Raw genomic sequence first — 18,322 nt, 5'->3', positions numbered from 1 at the left:
ATTTTTAATTTTTAAGTTATTAATAATTGAATTTACTTCTTATTTTTACTTTTTTAAATTGTTACATTATCACTCTGCGTGATGGTCCTGATGGGCAAGCCCAATGAAGACCGCACTCAGCATGGTGAAAACGTAAGCCTGGACGAAAGCAACCAACAGCTCCAACGCATTCATGAAGAGCAGCATGATGATGCTGAAGGTGTTGAGTCCAAGGCCGAATCCTACGCCCATCGACCAACCGAGGAAGATCACGCAAGTGAAAGACAGGATCACAGCATGGCCTGCCATCATGTTGGCAAAGAGACGGATCATCAGGGCGAACGGCTTCGTGAAGACACCGAAGAGCTCTATGACAGGCATAATCGGGGCGGGATAGGCTTTCAGGAACAGAGGCACTTCCGGCCAGAAAATCTCCTTCCAATACTCCTTGTTGGCAAAGATGTTGATAGCTAGCATCGTACACAGCGCCAGGAAGAAGGTGATATTAATGTTGCCCGTCACGTTAGCACCGCCAGGGAAGATGGGAATCAAGCCGATGAGATTACACGTAAGGATAAAGAAGAATACCGTCAGCAGATAAGGTGCATAAGGACGGTAATGCTTCTCACCGATAGACGACTTGATGAGGTCGTCGTGTATGGTCATCACAATCATCTCCATCGCTCCCACAAAGCCTTTCGGAGCCTCGCGCATAGCGTCGTGCTTCTTATACCAGCGGGCACAACTGAGGAAAACGACGATGAGCACAACCACCACAATCCAAATCTGGAGCACACTCTTGGTGATACTCAGATCGATGGGGCGCACTTCACTGCCGTCAGCCATACGCTCATAGATCTTGCCGTGATGCTCCTCACTGAAGAAGAAGGGAGCTGGCAGGCTATGAGCCGTACAGAAATGCCATTCGCCGGTATTCTCACTACGGACGATGATGGGCAGCGGAATGCTCAGATGACTGCCTTGATAGGAAGCAATGTGCCACTCGTAGGAGTCGGCCAAGTGCTCAAGGACAATCTCTGGGATGTCCAGCTCTTCGCCTTCCCCACCCTCCGAGGCCATTGCAGCCTTGGGCAACAGCAGCGCTGCCATCATCAGGAGAATTATCGTTTTTATCTTTTTCATTATCTACTATATTATTAGCAAACTTATACGATTCACGTCAGGAACGATTCGACACCCTGGCGAAGAAAATGGAATGGTGGACCAGCGAGAAAAGATAGAACGCCATGAACACCAGGAAGAAACGGATCATAGAGTCGGAGGTGTCTGTCAGATAATAAACAAACATAACTGCCAGTGCCAACAGCAGGCGGAAACCCGACACTGCTGTAAAGAACGTAGGCAGGCTCTCCGGAGAGCGCTTGGCGACACGTCGCCAGACAAGTCCAATCGTCAGGCAAACGACAAGCGTAAAAGCCGCGCTGACGATGGCTGCTGTCAATAAATCGAGGAACCACACCCGCATCACCAGAAGGGTCAGCAACGTCAGGGCGACTGTCAGATACAATCCCTGTCGCATGTAGCTCTTACTCAACCTATCAACGTTCTGTTTCATCTCAACATCTCCTTTAATCTTCTCTCCTATGCCATTTCTACACAAAGACTTACCACATTCTTCTGCACTTCCACGAAACCGCCCTGAATCTCCAACGAAGTTTTACCCTCTTTAGTGGTATATTCCACCATTCCCTTCTGCAGGGTTGAGATGATGGGCGCATGGTCGTTGAGTATCTCGAACTGTCCCATCGTGCCTGGCACGATGACGCTCTCGATAACTCCGTCGAACTCTATTTTCTCAGGCGAAACTATTCTCAACTGCAACATAATCGTAATTTACATTTTAAGAATTTACGATTTATCCTTTCGCAGCTTCGAGTAGTTTCTTGGCCTTCTCCTTGGCGTCGTCGATAGTACCCACGTTGAGGAATGCCTGCTCAGGCAGATCATCCACCTCACCGTCGAGAATGGCATTAAAGCCCTTGATCGTCTCTTCGATAGGTACCATCACACCAGGCAGACCTGTGAACTGAGAAGCCACAGAGAATGGTTGCGACAGGAAGCGCTGCACACGACGAGCACGATTCACCGTCTGCTTATCCTCATCAGAGAGCTCGTCCATACCGAGAATGGCGATGATGTCCTGCAACTCCTTATAACGCTGCAGAATCTGCTTCACGCGCTGTGCACAGTCGTAGTGAGCCTTACCCACAATCAGCGGATCGAGGATACGAGAGGTAGAACCCAGCGGATCCACAGCAGGATAGATACCAAGCTCGGCAATCTTACGATCAAGCACCGTTGTTGCATCGAGGTGAGTAAACGTTGTGGCAGGTGCAGGGTCGGTCAAGTCGTCAGCAGGCACATAGACAGCCTGTACGGAGGTGATAGAACCCTTCTTCGTAGAAGTGATGCGCTCCTGCATGGCGCCCATTTCAGAGGCCAGCGTAGGCTGATAACCTACAGCCGATGGCATACGGCCTAACAGGGCGGACACCTCAGAACCAGCCTGTGTGAAACGGAAGATGTTGTCGATGAAGAACAGAATATCGGCAGCACCACCATCCTTACCACCACCATCGCGGAAGCCTTCAGCCACCGTCAAACCAGACAAGGCTACAGAAGCACGTGCACCAGGAGGTTCGTTCATCTGACCATAGACCAGCGTGGCCTGTGATTTCTTCAACTCCTCAGGATCAACGAGTGAGAGGTCCCACTTGCCCTCGTCCATAGCCTCACGGAATTTCTCGCCGTAGCGGATAACACCTGATTCGATCATTTCACGGATGAGGTCGTTACCCTCACGGGTACGTTCTCCCACACCTGCGAACACTGAGAATCCATTGTGTCCCTTGGCGATGTTGTTGATAAGCTCCATGATGAGCACCGTCTTTCCCACACCGGCACCACCGAAGAGTCCGATCTTACCACCCTTCATGTAGGGCTCCAACAGGTCGATTACCTTGATACCAGTAGCGAGAATCTCTTTCTTAGTCGAGAGTTCCTCGAACGTCGGTGCGTCGCGGTGGATGGGATAAGCCCCTTCCATGTCGAGCTGTTTCATACCATCGATAGGCTGACCGATCACGTTCAGCATACGACCTTTAATCTGATCACCGGCAGGCATCACGATGGGTGATCCCAACGGAATTGCCTCTAGTCCACGGTGCAGTCCGTCGGTATTGTCCATAGCCACGCAACGCACCGTATCCTCGCCGATGTGCTGCTGCACCTCGACAATCAGGTCACGCCCGTCACCACGGTCAATCTTCAACGCATCATAAATCTTCGGTAACACCTTTTCAGCATCCTGTCCTTCGGTATCGAAATAAACATCGATAACAGGACCGATGATCTGCGAAATGTGTCCAGTAATTTGTGACATAAGCTGTGAATATTTAAGTTATTTGTTTTGTTATTAGTTCAACTTTTATAGTAGAGCCGATTGCAAAGATAGTCAATATTTACCAAAGAAAAAAACAAATTTAGATTTTTTATACAAAAAACTGTCCTAACTATTTTCGCAATGCGATGTTATAGTTATAATATCGACTATTGCCTGTGACATCTTCCAGAACTTTTATAAACGGTGGAAACTTCACACTCTCCTGTTCGGCCACCCCCTTTGATTGCAGTATCACCAGATCACTGACAGGCTCAAGGAAGGTATCAATCTCGAAATGCTGCCCTTTCCAGATGAAACTCTGACGTTTCTTCTTGATAGTAGCACGATAGGGATCAGCCTGTTGGAGCATCTGCTCATAAAGATTATTATCAACCTTACGCTCAGTCTCCAACTCCTCTGTCTCTGAGATACGTTTCTTTGAACGGTGTACATTGACAATTTTTCCTCCACTCCATTGCCGACGTCGCAGACGGATCTCGCAACCGGGTTCTGCCACCAGATAAGTCTGAGTGATATCACTTTCGATAGCACCAGGAATCTCCCCTATCACCTCCACCTTGTAAAGACGTTCCTTCTCCAGTGGTTGTGGTAAGCCAAGTACATTGCTGATTTCCTTGATTACACGATTTAACTTGGCATTAAAGTCGTCGTGATTGTTAATGACGCGCAAATGTGAATGCCCGGCCCAGGCATTGATAACCTTTTTATCCAATTCACGTGCAAGACGGAGACCTTCCTCGTCAGCCTTCTCATAGCGGGTCGCATTTGTCGCCGTTGTGTAATATTGTTCTGCACCATCGGCAGCACTCACCAGATGGAGCACCGCATCATAACGCTGACGAAGCCTGTCAGAGTCTGTTCCGGCCATCTGCGTAATTTCCAACCACTCTTCTGGCCTAATATAGGCAGAGATATCCATTGCTCCACGATCACAGACAATCAGAACAGGTTTCTTACAAACCTCTGCAAGACGACTGAACTGATCTTCAAGAGCCAGCTGTGTCTCCAGAATTGCGCGCTCACCTTCGTAATAGAGCTGTCGGTTTGGAGTAAGATAGTTCCAGCCACCTGTACTATAAAGGGTAGGAACCTCAGGGATAGTGAATACTTTGTACCCCATACCTGAGAAATATTCGATAATCTTTACAAGGGCCGTTGTCTTACCAGCGCATGGTCCACCCGTCAAAACGATCTTCTTGATGTCTGGCATATAATCAGATACTCAATTCATCGAGAACTTTAATCAGTCGCTTGTCGAAACGTTTGTCCGTACGGATACACTCGCTAAAAGGAACGTATACTACTTCGTTAAAGCGCACACCCACCATCACGTTACGTTGGCCCTGCTTGATGGCCTCGATGGCACCCACGCCAGTCGTAGAGGCGAGGATACGGTCGCGAGCTGAAGGTGTACCACCTCGCTGAAGGTGACCCAAGATTGATACACGTACATCAAACTCTGGGAACTCATTCTTTACACGGTCGGCATAATAAAGGGCACCACATTTCGGACTCTCCGACACAATGACGATACATGATTTTTTCGACTTACGAATACCACGACCCATAAACTGTGCCAACTGGTCTACATCAGTGGTCTCTTCAGGTACGATGGCAGCCTCCGCCCCACAGGCGATAGCGCAGTTCTGAGCCAAAAAACCAGCGTCACGTCCCATCACCTCGACAAAGAAGATACGCTCGTGAGAGTTCGCTGTATCACGAATACGGTCTACACACTCCATGATGGTGTTCATCGTTGTGTCGTAGCCGATGGTGGCGTCGGTGCCATAGAGGTCGTTGTCAATGGTACCAGGCAGACCGATGACGGGGAAGTCATACTCTACGCCAAACTTCCACGCACCCGTCAGCGAACCGTTACCACCGATGACTATCAGTGCATCGATCTCCTCTTTCTGAATAGTCTCGTATGCCTTCTGCATACCCTCTGGTGTCATAAAGTCCTTCGAGCGGGCCGTCTTTAGGATAGTACCACCGCGAGTGATAATACCACTTACGTTTTCAGTGGTAAACTCCTTCACTTCATCGTGGATCAAACCTTCGTAGCCACGATAGATTCCCTTGATTTTAAAACCGTTGTAAATACCTGCACGCGTCACCGCACGGATCGCTGCATTCATTCCTGGTGCATCTCCTCCTGAGGTAAGAATACCAATAGTCTTGATTTTAGCCATAATACTTCCTTTTTAATTATATGTAATTTAATTCAAGCCACAAGACAGCCAAACCAGCCAGTCCACCTGCCATCACCTTCAACGTTAGGTTCTTCAGATACCACCCCAGACGGATATGCTCCATTTTCATCAGGGCCAGACCGCTCACAGAACTCACGCTCAACAGACAGCCTCCCACCGCAGTCGTATAAGCGATGATTTTCCAGTAGGCACCATTCGACACAAAATTGGCTGCATAGTCTCCTGCTGGCGCACTATCCACTACGGAGTAGAGCGAGAGATTACTGATGGCTATGGTAAAGGTATCCACCAGTCCACTCATCACACCAGAGATGATGCCTACGACCCAAACGCTGTGGATATTCTCATCAAACCACTCTGCCACATCTCCCCATACACCTGTCTCCGTTACAACACCCATCGCTAGCATGATACCCATCACAAACAGAATCTGCTGGATGGAACCATACTGCAGGGCACGGGGTATGAAACGTCTCTCCGACATCTGGTCTGCTGACATCAGTTTACGGTTAAAGATTTCATTGACCACCCACAATACACTCAGCACACAGAGTGCACCCAAAAAAGGCGACAGCTTCGTAATAGTATGGAAGGTAGGTATGAACCACAGGCCGCCAATGCCCACAACGAACATCACAAAACGCTGCCAGTAATTCAGGTTGGTATCATCACCGCGATATGGCATAGGCGACCACTGGGTATCCAAACGTTCCGGCAATTCGCGATTGATGAGGATCGTTGGAATCACCCACGCCAGAATGGCCGGCAATGCCAGATAGGATGAGAAATTCGTAGCCGTCACAGCACCATCGCCCCACAAAATCAGTCCAATGGGATCGCCAATCACAGTAAAGCAACCTCCCACATTGGCAGCAATCACGATAGCACTTCCAATGAGCATGCGCTGACGACGGTTCTGTACGATGCTATGCATCACCACGAGCATCATTGTGGCCGTAGTGAGGTTATCGAGGTTAGCCGAGAGTACAAACGTAGCAAGAGTAATGGTCCATAATAGTCGTTTTGAGTTACGCGTACGGATCCATCTTGTCACGAAATCGAAGCAGCCGTTGTTATACAAGATCTCTACAATACCCATCGTGGCCAGGAGGAACATCACGATGCTCGCTGCCCGTCCTACATAGTATAAGAATACATTATTATATATATAGTATTTGACAGCCTCACTCGAAGGCAGCTGCCCACCTAAATATTCCATATACTCATCAGCATGGCGCGCCATCACGAAATCTGTGCCATAACAGATATAGACCACCCACCCCACCGTACCGATGAAGACGGCAATGGCAGCCTTGTTCACACCTGTCGTGTGGCCGGTGGCAATCACCACATAGCCCAACAAGAGTAATATCACGATAATCAGTGTCATAGTCAAATTTTACAAAATTATTTCTACCGGCACCCAGAACCAAATGATGGTACCATGTCCGTCCTTCTTATTATCCGCTGCACCGATTTTGCCACCAGAACGTTCTACAATTGCCTTGCAGATGGTCAGACCCAGTCCTGGTGTTTCATCTTGCAGATATGTATTCTTTTCCGAGAGCAGGCCGAAGATATTTTCTTTAAGATCCTCGGGCAATCCGCTACCAGTATCCTTCACCTCCACATAGAAGCCGCCCTCCTTCACGTAGTAGCTGAGTGTGATCCGTCCTTCTGTGGTATGATGTAATGCATTCTCCAGGAAGTGCATAGTTATCATGCGCAACAGCTTCGGATCCAACAGGGCACGTATGCCGCCTATTGGTTCCTCTACCACTAAACTGACCCCCTTGGCCAATTGTGGACGAATCTCTGCTGCATACTGGCTCATCTCATAGTCGATATCTGTCACCTGACGATCGAATAACATCTTCTTACCCTCGATATCACTCAGTGAGAGCAGTTCGTTGATAAGGTGAAGCAGTTGCAAACCGTTATCATTAATCAATTTCAACAGGTGCTTCTGCTCTTCTTTGGAGATGGCAGTTTCACCATCCAACATCACATCGGAGAAGCCAATGATGGCATTGAGCGGTGTACGCAGGGCATGACTCACGTTACTCAGAAAGATGGTTTTCAGTTCCTCGCTCTTCTTGGCGTTCTCCTCACTCTTCTGAGCCCTGAGCATCTCTGCTCTTAGCTTACTCTGAACCTTACGTTGGAGGAATAGGAACAACAATAACACGACGATGATAACACATAACAACAGGAACCAGACCCACGTAGGAATCCTCAAACCATCGAGGTTGGTCTTGACAGAGGCATAGGTATCCTCGATGACACCTTCGTCGTCCATAATTCCCAATTCGACATTAATGGCATCGATGAGTTTCGTGTCATGACTCACGTAACAATACTCCCTAGGCATCAACGTCAGGTCCTCTGTTTCCAGATTTCCTATCTCGTTATGCTGCAAAATATAGCGTGCTTGGTATCTGAAGCAGATCACACCGTCGTACTTACCCTTCGACAAATCTATCACAGCCTGCTTCAAGTCGGTAACAATAAATACATTAGCACCCGATTTGGTCAGTGTGTCTTTGATGGGTCGTGAAGCCATCATGGCAATATCCTTTCCTTTGATATTACGAAGTCCCATATCATTGTTCTCTCCCTGACGACTCAGCAACTGGTAATACAGTCTGAACACCGCCCGCGAATAGTTTGTGGAGTCCTTACGATAAGGCGAGAATACCATCATTGCAAGGTCAACCCTTCCCTTCAGCACATCGCCAGCAATTTCCTGCCAGCTGTTGGGGGCATAGGTGTACGGAATATTGAGACGATCCATCAACTTCTTCGTAAAATCTATGTCATAACCTTTGGGCACACTGTTTTCGTCAAGATATTGCAGTGGAGCGTAATCAATGTCAATGCCAAAGATTAGGGGATTTTCTTTCGAATAGCCTAAATTGTCAGCTCTTGTCCCGATGACAAAAGCAAACAGCAAAAGGGCAATATAGACTATTTTTAACTTCATTATTTTAGGTTGACACTCTCTTTGGCGACAAAGTTACGAAGAAATCCCGAAATCACCAAACTTTTTTCTAAAAAACATCAATCCCCAGTCAAAACGGCTGGGGATTGATGTCTTTATTGTTTGGCGGGAACTTTATATTTATCACCTGTCTGTTTCTGCAGATCCCTGGCATAAGGCTCTGGGAATCCTGGGCGCTTCACCTTGGCACCATGACCATATTTCGTGCGCTCGAATGTGCCATTCTCATCCGTAGGCTTCACGGCAATGTCATTGTATTTCACGATGAGGAAGAAGGCCAGCTGCTTCCAACGTGCAATCATCTCGTCACCCTTCTGACAACTGTAGTTTGTCAGGAATTGAATGCGCTCTTCGGCTGTAGGCAGAGCCATAGCCTTGGCCTCAATCTCAGGCTGTAGTTTGGAGTAAGAAGCATCGAGCGAGTCACGAACAGCCTGTAGTGTGGGGAACATCATAGAGTAACGGGGATAGACCATGTTGCTCACCCAGTTGCACACCCAGAAGGCGTTGTCCATCGAGAAGGTGACATCGTCAACACCCTCTTCTGTAAAGCACTTCGGACGACGGGTCATACAACTATACATCGGCGTATAGGCAACCATGTTTCCATCGTCATTGCCAAACCAGAAGCAGGCACCCACCTCACGAGGTAGTTCTGCACGCATCTGAGAGATAAAACTCCAGGCTGTCTGTTGTGTCGAGATTGGACGCTCATTGAAATATTCCACATCGTCAATCTTATACGACAGGGGCGACGGACGATAAGGCATCGCATAGATACCACCACCGATGTTCGTGTCGAGTGCAAAGGGTGTTCCCTCATAGTGGTCGCGCATGGCATCACGCAGATTCTGAAGTCCCAGCTTCTTATTCGGGATAATCCAGAGCGGCATCTCCTTCGCTTCCTTCTCGATACCAGCTGCATAAGGGACATACTCAGAGAAATCATCGCTGAAACGGTTGAAGAAACTCCATACACGGGCCTCACAATAACGGCGTCCAGAGAAGTCGGGCTCAGCATAGGCGGCATTATAGCTGAAGTCGGCATCCTTGCCCTCAAACCATCCCATATTTCGGGCATAGCTCACCACATTGTCGCTACACGCCATCAGGTTAGGAACAGGCTTTTTACCGTTGACAGGATATTTCTTCTGCAGATCCTTCATCTTCACCTGCACATACCGTCCATCAAGAAACTTCGTGATACGGCTCTGATTAGCGTGGGCTGCAATGGCATCGTCAGGAATACGGATAGCCACCCAGACGGCGCGTCCTGCCTCCTTTGTGCGGTCAGGGCCGCAGCCCATCATCTCCAGCATCCATGCCTCGTCCTTATCTGCTACTGAGAAAGTCTCGCCCTCAGAATAGTAGCCATATTCTGCCACCAACGAGGTCATGACCTGCAGGGCCTCACGGGCTGTCTTGCTTCGCTGCAGGGCAATATAGATCAGTGAACCATAGTCGATGACACCTGTAGAATCGGCCATCTCCTCACGACCTCCAAAGGTGGTCTCGCCGATGGTCACCTGCCATTCATTACTGTTGCCAATCACATTATAGGTCTCAGGAACCTCGGCTATCTCACCTAAGTACTTATTCGTATCCCACTCATACACCTGACGCATATCCCCAGCCTGATGCTTGGCGGCAGGATAGTGGTAGAGGGGCATAAAGGCACCATAGGAGTCGGCATTGTAAGTCACGAACACCGAACCATCTACGCTGGCCTTCTTACCAACAATAAAGTTAGTACATGCTAGACTCCATTGAATATTGAATATTGAACATTGAAGAGCAATGGCCAATAAGAAAAACAATCTTTTCATAATTTCTAATATTTCAATTTTCAATTATCAATTATCAATTTACTCACATGCCTTAAACGACATATCCAGACCTTTCACAGAGTGCGTCAAGGCACCTACGCTGACAAAATCCACACCCTGCTCGGCATAGTCGCGGATGGTATCGAAAGTGATGCCGCCAGAAGATTCCGTCTCGTAACGATGGGCAATGATATCCACTGCCTTTTTCGTATCGGGCACAGAGAAGTTGTCGAGCATGATTCGATCTACACCGCCGTGGTCCAGCACCTGCTGCAACTCATCAAACGAACGCACCTCAATCTCAATCTTCAGGTCGAGGCCCTTCTCCTTCAAATAGGCATGACAACGGTCTATGGCATTCACGATACCTCCTGCGAAGTCCACATGGTTATCCTTCAACAAAATCATATCGAAGAGTCCGATACGGTGGTTACAGCCACCGCCAATCTTCACGGCCTGCTTCTCGAGCATACGCATACCAGGAGTGGTCTTACGGGTGTCGAGCACGCGGGTCTTCGTTCCCTTCAGGTGCTGCACATACTTATCAGTCATCGTAGCAATGCCGCTCATGCGCTGCATGATATTCAGCATCAGACGCTCCGTCTGCAACAGTGAGCGCACCTTTCCTGTCACGATCATGGCTATGTCGCCCTTCTTCACTCGTGTACCATCGCCCATCAGCACCTCCACCTGCATCGTGGGGTCGAAACGACGGAACACCTCCTTGGCAATCTCCACACCTGCCAAGATGCCATCCTCTTTAATCAGCAGATGACTCTTTCCCATCGCATCGTCGGGAATACAACACAAGGTGGTATGGTCGCCATCGCCGATATCCTCGGCAAACGACAGATCTATCAGTCTGTCAACAAGTTCATCAACACTCAGCATAAGCTTTTACCTTTAAAAGTAGATACCAAATCCAATACGAAGGCCGAAACCTGATTTATCAGAATCCTTGAAACTGTGCTCATAGTAAACCTCAGGCTCCACGGTTACATGACGTCCCAGAAAGAAAGCATAACCTGCTTGAACTTCCGGCATGAAATCGTCGAAGCCTTTCTCATGGTAATATTTTGCCACAGCACCAGCATAGATACCTATCTTATCAAAATACCAACGGGCACCAGCACCAAGCTTCGTGTTAACATAGCTACCATTACTAATATTGCTATATTCCAGTACACCAAGTCCCATCAGGTTGTCGATGATCATATAACCCACTTTACCATTCACACCAAAAGAAAAGTCTGTTGATTTGTTATAATAAAGCGAAGCACTCGAGGCTGAAGCTCCTACATAGAACTTCCCCTGTTCGAAAGGTGTATCAGAGTCGTTAAGATACTGTGCGTTAGCACTTACTGCCATCATCAGGCCGATGGCTGCCATCATCAGTTTTTTCATAATTATTTTGTATTATTTGAAGTTTCCTTTTTGTACCAAAGTGCGAACCAAATGCAAGCGATGACAAGACAGGCGATGCCCATCGGATAAGCCACCTCGGCAGGCAAGCCGAATGCCTGCTTGGATATAAAGAGGTAGGTGGTACAAACGGTGGTCATAAAGAGCGCAGGGATCAATGAGATCCAGAAGCACTTCTTCTGACGTACCAGATAAACGGTCACAGCCCACAGCGTGAACACGCTGAGCGTCTGGTTGCTCCAGCCGAAATACTGCCAGATGGTGTTGAAGCCATCGGGATTCTCTATCTGCCATACCAACATGGCGATAGACGCTGCAAACATGGGCACACAGATCACCAATCGTTTCGGGATAGGACGCTGGTCCAGTTTCAGCCACTCGGCCACAATCAGACGACCAGAGCGGAAGGCGGTATCACCCGAAGTAATCGGAGCTGCCACCACACCAAGCATAGCCAGTATGGCTCCTGCCACACCCAGCCAGTCGTTGCATACGAGGTTCACCACAGCAGGTGCCGAGGTATGGAATCCAGCCGTTGCCTTCTCTATCAGCGTATAGCCAGGAGCAGGCTCACCATAGAAGAACCAAGCCGCTACCGTTGCCCAGATCAGGGCCACCACACCCTCAGTGATCATCGCTCCGTAGAATACAGGGCGTCCCATCTTCTCACTGCCCACGCAGCGCGACATCAGTGGACTCTGTGTGCCGTGGAAACCAGAGATAGCACCACAGGCAATCGTGATAAAGAGTGCCGGGAAGATATTGTCCTTCCACGTCTCAGGCTCTGCAGCAGCGCCCATATTATAGAAATTCGTCCATATCTCAGGCACCGTCGGCCAGTGCAGGAACAGCCACACCATCAGCGCACCTGCCATAAACAACAGCGAGAAAGCGAACAACGGATAGATCTTACCTATAATCTTGTCGATAGGCAGCATCGTGGCGATGATATAGTAACAGAAGATGATAGCCACCCACATCATCGTCTCGCCGCCCAGCTCATGCAGGATTACAGCAGGAGAATATACAAACACCGTACCCACCATAATCAGCAGCAGTACGGTAAATACCAGCATCAGACTCTTGGTCGACTTACCCAGATACTGACCTATCATCTCTGGCAATCCAGCACCGCCATGGCGCATCGAGAGCATACCCGAGAAATAGTCGTGCATGGCTCCGGCAAAGATACAGCCGAAGACAATCCACAGATAAGACACCGGACCGAACTTCGCACCCATGATGGCACCGAAGATAGGACCCGTACCTGCGATATTCAGGAACTGGATCATAAAAATTTTCCACGAGGGAAGCACAATGAAATCGACACCATCGGCCTTCGCCACTGCAGGTGTCACACGGTCATCAGGGCCGAACACTTTCTCTACGAAACGTCCATAAAGCAGATAACCCAATACAAGAGCCACAAGACTCAGCAGAAATGAAATCATCTTTTAAGGTTTTAATATTTTTGATGCAAAATTACATAATTAATTCCATTTTCAATTCTCAATTACCAATTTTTTATTATCTTTGCACCAAAATTTTCTAAAAGACCATCATTTTGAAGACAATTATACGCATTTTCCTTTTATTTATGCTGTCGCTGAACGCTTCAGCACAGACCCCCAAACATGAAGTCAGAGCCGTATGGCTCACCACCATCGGAGGCATCGACTGGCCCCGCTCCCATTCTGCTTACCAACAGCGTCAGGAGCTCACGGCCATTCTCGACCAACTGTGTCAGGCCAATATCAACACTGTCATGTTTCAGGCCCGTGTCAGGGCTTCTGTCGTCTTCCCCTATGCCGATGAACCGTGGGATATCTGCCTTACAGGCAACCCTGGTCAGTCGCCCGGTTACGATCCCCTGCAGTTCTGCATCGACGAGTGCCATAAGCGTGGCATGCAGTGTCATGCCTGGATTGTCACCATCCCTGTGGGCAAATGGAACACCAATGGCTGTAAGCTCATCCGTCAGAAGTATCCCAATCTCATCCGTAAGATTGGCGATGAGGGGTATATGAACCCTGAGATGTCGCAGACGGGCGATTATTTGGCCCGTTTCTGTGCCGAGGTCACGCGCCGCTATGATGTTGATGGTATCCACCTCGACTATATCCGCTACCCAGAGACGTGGAAGCTGAAGATCAGTCGCGATCAGGGTCGCCGCAACATCACCGACATCGTGCGTAAGATCAACCGTGCCGTCAAGGCTGTCAAACCCTGGGTGATGCTCTCCTGCTCGCCCATCGGCAAGTTCGACGACCTCGCCCGCTACAAGAGCTCCGGCTGGAATGCCTACACCACCGTGTGTCAGGATGCCCAGGGCTGGTTGCGCGACGGACTCATGGATGCCCTTTTCCCGATGATGTATTTCCAAGGCAATCACTTTTATCCTTTCGCCGTCGACTGGCGTCAGCACAGCTATGGCCGTATCGTGGCTCCTGGTCTCGCCATCTATATGCTTCATCCGCGTGAGAAGAACTGGCCGTTGGAGACTGTCACCCGCGAGATGAGCGTCCTGCGAGAGCTCGGACTTGGATGCACTTTCTTCCGTTCTAAGTTCTTTACAGACAACACGAAAGGTATCTATACCTTCACGCAAGACTTTAACCTCTACCCCGCCCTCATTCCGCCTATGACGTGGGCCCAAAAGCCTGCGCCCTTGCCTGCAGCCAATCTTAACGTGCATCGTGGCATGTCCTTCGACCAGCTCTCATGGTCTACTGCTCGCGACCGCTCTGGAGCCGACTACCTATTATATAATATATATGCCTCCGAACAGTGGCCCGTCGATGTCAGCGATGCCCGTAACCTCGTGATAGCGCGTTGTCGCCAGCAGTCTGTCACCATCCCCAACAAAGGTCGCAGCCTCCATTATGCTGTCACCGCCACCGATCGTTATGGCAACGAGAGCGCACCCGTCATGAGTGCCGGGATGGGTGTCAAACGCACCAAACCCATCGATTTCCGTCAGCTAATCATGGGTCATTCGCTAAAAAAGTACAAATAGACAAACTTTTGAGCGGAAAATACAACCTTCTTTGCAGCAAAATGACTACTTTTGCACATCATTATAACAAATCAATAAATTAGTAATATGGAAAGAACTTGGAGATGGTTTGGCAAGAAAGACAAGATTACTCTTGCACAACTGAGACAAATCGGTGTTGAGGGCATCGTAACAGCCCTCCACGATGTACCCTTAGGTCAGGTATGGACACGTGAGAAAATCCGCGACCTGCGCGAGTACATCGAGAGTTACGGCATGCGCTGGAGCGTCGTTGAGTCGCTTCCCGTAGTAGAAACCATCAAATACGGCGGTCCTGATCGCGACCATCAGATCGAGGTCTATAAGGAGTCGCTTCGTAACCTCTCTGCCGAGGGCATCCACTGCATTTGCTACAACTTCATGCCTGTGCTCGACTGGGCCCGTACCGACCTGTTCCACGACAATCCCAACGGAGCCACCAACCTCTACTTCAACTATGCCGAGTTTGCTTACTTCGACATCTATATCCTCAAACGCCCGGGTGCTCGCGAGGAGTGGGAAAAGTTCCAGTTCCCAGAGGGTTGGGGTCAGGGCCGCAGTGTCATTGCCGAATGCGACGAACTGGCCAAGACCATGACACCTGAGAAGGATCACCAGTTGGTTGAGACCATCATCATCAAGACCCAGGGCTTCGTATCGGGTAACTTCAGCGAGAACGACGAGGCGCCCGTCCAGAAGTTCCGTGAGTTCCTCGACCTCTATAAAGGCATCGACAAGGCCCAGTTGCGTGCCAACATGAAATACTTCCTCGAAGCCATCATGCCCACCTGCGAGGAGTACGGCATGAACATGTGCGTCCATCCCGACGATCCCCCTATCGAGATTCTCGGCCTGCCACGCATCGTCCGTACTGAGGAAGATATCCAGTGGTTCCTCGATGCTGTACCCAACAAGCACAACGGTCTTACCTTCTGTGCAGGCTCGCTTTCTGCTGGTGCCTACAACAACGTGGTCGATCTGGCCAAGAAATTCGCCTCTCGCACCCACTTCGTTCACCTGCGTTCGTGCCACATCTTCCCCAACGGCGACTTCACCGAGGCCAGCCATCTGGGCGGACGTGCCGACCTCATCGAACTCTGCCGTATCTTCGAGAAGGAAAATCCCGCTCTGCCGATGCGCGTAGACCATGGTATGACCTTCACCGACGAGCCTGGTGGTATCATGGATGAGTCGAGCCACGGCCACAATGCAGGCTACACCCTTCTGGGCAGAATGTTCGCCCTCGGACAGGTACAGGGCATCCTCGCCACCGTCGATCGTGAACTTGGAATAGAATACAAACAACCAGGATTCTTTGATTAATTGAAAATTGAAGATTGAAAATTGAAGATTGAAAATTGAAGATTGAAAATTGAAAATTGAAAATTGAAGATTTGAAAATGATGAAACTGAATGATATAATAAGCGGCAATTTCGACGCCGCAGAGTGGGAAGCCAAAGGCTACCAACTCCCCAAATTCGACATCAAGGCCCTGCGCGAAAAGACCGCCAAAGAGCCCACATGGGTACACTTCGGTGGTGGTAACATCTTCCGCGCCTTCCCTGCCGCCATCCTTAACGACGCCCTCAACACGGGTAAGTACGATCGCGGTGTGATCGTAGCCGAGACCTTCGACTTCGAGGTCATCGATAAGGCCTACGCCCCTTACAACAACCTCTCGCTCTGCGTGAACCTCTGCTCTGATGGTTCTATCGAGAAGAAGGTCATCGCCAGCGTTACCGAGGCCCTCAAGGCCGATCCTCAGTTCCCCGACTGGAACCGTCTGGTGGAAATCTTCAAGAACCCCTCATTGCAGATGATCTCATTCACCATCACCGAGAAGGGCTACACCTACAACGAAGCCGATTTGGCTCGTGGTCTGAAACCCGTCTTCGCCATGGGTAAGGTCTGCGCCCTGCTGCTCGAGCGTTTCAACGCCGGCCAGCTGCCCCTCACCGTACAGTCGATGGACAACTGCTCCCACAATGGCGACAAGGTCAAGGCTGGTGTCTTCGCCTATGCCGAGCGCTGGGTGAAGGACGGACTCGTTCCCGCTGCCTTCCTCGACTATTTGAAGGACGAAACCAAGATTACCTTCCCTTGGTCGATGATTGACAAGATCACCCCGCGTCCCCATGAGAAAGTCAAGGAGATGCTCGCTAAGGACGGCTTCGACGACAACGACTACATCGAAACAGAGAAGCACACCTTCACCGCTCCGTTCGTGAATGCAGAGGAGGTGCAGTATCTCGTCATCGAGGACAACTATACCAACGGTCGTCCCCCACTCGATCTAGGTGGCGCCTTCTACACCACGCGCGAGACTGTGGATAAGGTGGAGACCATGAAGGTTACCACCTGTCTGAACCCGCTCCACACCGCCATGTCGATCTATGGCTGCATGCTGGGCTACACGCTCATCTCTGCCGAGATGGCCGATGAGGACCTGCGTCCGTTCGTTCAGAAGCTGGGTTATATCGAGGCCATGCCTGTAGTCGTTGATCCAGGCGTGCTGAACCCCTACGAGTTTATCGGCGCCGTTATCAATCGCCGTCTGCCCAACCCGTTCATGCCTGATGCACCTCAGCGTATCGCCATGGATACCAGCCAGAAGCTGCCCATCCGTTTCGGTGAGACACTGAAGAAGTACATCGCCCGCGGACTCGATAAGTCGAACCTCATCCTCATCCCCCTCACGCTGGCAGGTTACGCCCGTTACCTGAAGGGTCTCGACGACAACTGCCGTCCCTTCGAGCCATCGCCCGACCCCATGCTGGCTGAGTTGCAGGCCATCGTCGCTCCGCTGGAGATTGGCAAGCCCGACCAGGACTGGAGCTGTCTGAAGAAGCTCTACAGTCGCAAGGATGTGTTTGGCCTCGATCTCTACGAGGCAGGTCTCGGAGAGCAGATCGAGGGCATGGTCAAGGAGCTCTACGCAGCCCCTGGTGCCGTCCGCGCCACGCTCCACAAATACGTTCAGGCCCGCTAACAAAAAAGAATCCCCAGCCGTCACATGGCTGGGGTTCTTTTTTTATTGATGATTAAAAAAGGTTAAGAAACGCATGGAATATTTGGTGGTTTCAAAAACATGTTGTACCTTTGCATCGTGTTTTTCATAGTATTAGATTTAAGGTTAACAAAGGTTTGGAGCTCAGCGGAGCTCCTTTTTGTTTTATACCCCCTTCTCCGCCCATGACAAGTTTATTCAATTATTCATTTATTCATTTATCACATAAAGGTTTTTTAGGAAGAAGAGGAAAAAATAATAATAAGTATATATAAATTATATATATTATAATATATATAATTTTAATAGTAGGATATTCTGAGGGTTAGAAATATTCTTGTCATAATTGAATAAATGATTATTTGAATATTTTAGGGTGCGGGGTAAAGTCACACTTTACTCCGAGTAAAGTCCG

General features: G+C 49.4%; 15 protein-coding genes. 3 read left to right on the top strand and 12 right to left on the bottom strand.

Translation table 11 applies throughout. The features are described from left to right. Nucleotides 1–69: 69 nt before the first annotated feature. The 12 genes from atpB to BMY16_RS09155 all read right to left on the bottom strand — a co-directional run bounded on the left by atpB (nt 70) and on the right by BMY16_RS09155 (nt 13,316). Complete coding sequence (gene atpB / locus BMY16_RS09210) at nt 70–1,122, bottom strand: F0F1 ATP synthase subunit A (RefSeq protein WP_091841858.1); 1,053 nt, start codon at nt 1,120–1,122, stop codon at nt 70–72. Nucleotides 1,123–1,159: 37 nt separating this feature from the next. Continuing rightward, nucleotides 1,160–1,555, bottom strand: coding sequence for a hypothetical protein (locus tag BMY16_RS09205; protein WP_091841856.1), 396 nt, complete (start codon nt 1,553–1,555; stop codon nt 1,160–1,162). 26 nt (nt 1,556–1,581) lie between these two features. Then, on the bottom strand, nt 1,582–1,824 hold the full coding sequence (gene atpC, locus BMY16_RS09200) for an ATP synthase F1 subunit epsilon (RefSeq protein ID WP_091841854.1): 243 nt from the start codon (nt 1,822–1,824) through the stop codon (nt 1,582–1,584). A 31-nt stretch (nt 1,825–1,855) separates the two neighbouring features. Then, complete coding sequence (gene atpD, locus BMY16_RS09195) at nt 1,856–3,382, bottom strand: F0F1 ATP synthase subunit beta (RefSeq protein ID WP_091841852.1); 1,527 nt, start codon at nt 3,380–3,382, stop codon at nt 1,856–1,858. Nucleotides 3,383–3,512: 130 nt separating this feature from the next. Continuing rightward, nucleotides 3,513–4,613, bottom strand: a complete 1,101-nt coding sequence (locus tag BMY16_RS09190; RefSeq protein WP_091841850.1) for an AAA family ATPase — start codon at nt 4,611–4,613, stop codon at nt 3,513–3,515. A 4-nt stretch (nt 4,614–4,617) separates the two neighbouring features. Then, entirely contained in the window at nt 4,618–5,595 is a 978-nt protein-coding gene (gene pfkA / locus BMY16_RS09185) for a 6-phosphofructokinase (protein ID WP_091841849.1), read from the bottom strand. A gap of 16 nt (nt 5,596–5,611) precedes the next feature. Then, nucleotides 5,612–7,006 carry an SLC13 family permease gene (locus BMY16_RS09180; protein ID WP_091841847.1) on the bottom strand — a complete coding sequence of 465 codons (1,395 nt, stop codon included), beginning with the start codon at nt 7,004–7,006 and terminating at the stop codon, nt 5,612–5,614. Nucleotides 7,007–7,015: 9 nt separating this feature from the next. After that, on the bottom strand, nt 7,016–8,599 hold the full coding sequence (locus BMY16_RS09175) for an ATP-binding protein (RefSeq protein ID WP_091841845.1): 1,584 nt from the start codon (nt 8,597–8,599) through the stop codon (nt 7,016–7,018). Nucleotides 8,600–8,712: 113 nt separating this feature from the next. Beyond that, nucleotides 8,713–10,443, bottom strand: a complete 1,731-nt coding sequence (locus BMY16_RS09170) for a C69 family dipeptidase (protein WP_091841844.1) — start codon at nt 10,441–10,443, stop codon at nt 8,713–8,715. 39 nt (nt 10,444–10,482) lie between these two features. Beyond that, nucleotides 10,483–11,334, bottom strand: coding sequence for a carboxylating nicotinate-nucleotide diphosphorylase (gene nadC / locus BMY16_RS09165; RefSeq protein ID WP_091841842.1), 852 nt, complete (start codon nt 11,332–11,334; stop codon nt 10,483–10,485). A gap of 12 nt (nt 11,335–11,346) precedes the next feature. Further along, nucleotides 11,347–11,847, bottom strand: coding sequence for an outer membrane beta-barrel protein (locus BMY16_RS09160; RefSeq protein ID WP_091841840.1), 501 nt, complete (start codon nt 11,845–11,847; stop codon nt 11,347–11,349). Between the two features lie 2 nt (nt 11,848–11,849). Continuing rightward, on the bottom strand, nt 11,850–13,316 hold the full coding sequence (locus tag BMY16_RS09155) for a carbon starvation CstA family protein (protein WP_091841839.1): 1,467 nt from the start codon (nt 13,314–13,316) through the stop codon (nt 11,850–11,852). A gap of 146 nt (nt 13,317–13,462) precedes the next feature. Between BMY16_RS09155 and BMY16_RS09150 the strand changes: the two genes are divergently transcribed. The 3 genes from BMY16_RS09150 (at nt 13,463) to BMY16_RS09140 (ending at nt 17,889) form a co-directional block, all read left to right on the top strand. After that, on the top strand, nt 13,463–14,881 hold the full coding sequence (locus BMY16_RS09150) for a glycoside hydrolase family 10-like protein (RefSeq protein ID WP_091841837.1): 1,419 nt from the start codon (nt 13,463–13,465) through the stop codon (nt 14,879–14,881). An 87-nt stretch (nt 14,882–14,968) separates the two neighbouring features. After that, nucleotides 14,969–16,222, top strand: coding sequence for a mannonate dehydratase (uxuA, locus tag BMY16_RS09145; RefSeq protein WP_091841835.1), 1,254 nt, complete (start codon nt 14,969–14,971; stop codon nt 16,220–16,222). A gap of 80 nt (nt 16,223–16,302) precedes the next feature. After that, the gene (locus BMY16_RS09140; RefSeq protein ID WP_091841997.1) at nt 16,303–17,889 is read left to right on the top strand and encodes a mannitol dehydrogenase family protein; all 1,587 of its coding nucleotides are present in this window, start codon (nt 16,303–16,305) and stop codon (nt 17,887–17,889) included. Nucleotides 17,890–18,322 lie beyond the last annotated feature (433 nt).

Source organism: Prevotella sp. ne3005 (assembly GCF_900110085.1).
GTDB lineage: Bacteria > Bacteroidota > Bacteroidia > Bacteroidales > Bacteroidaceae > Prevotella.
Note: the sequence above shows the minus strand (reverse complement) of the source record. Positions and strands in the feature narration are given on the sequence as shown.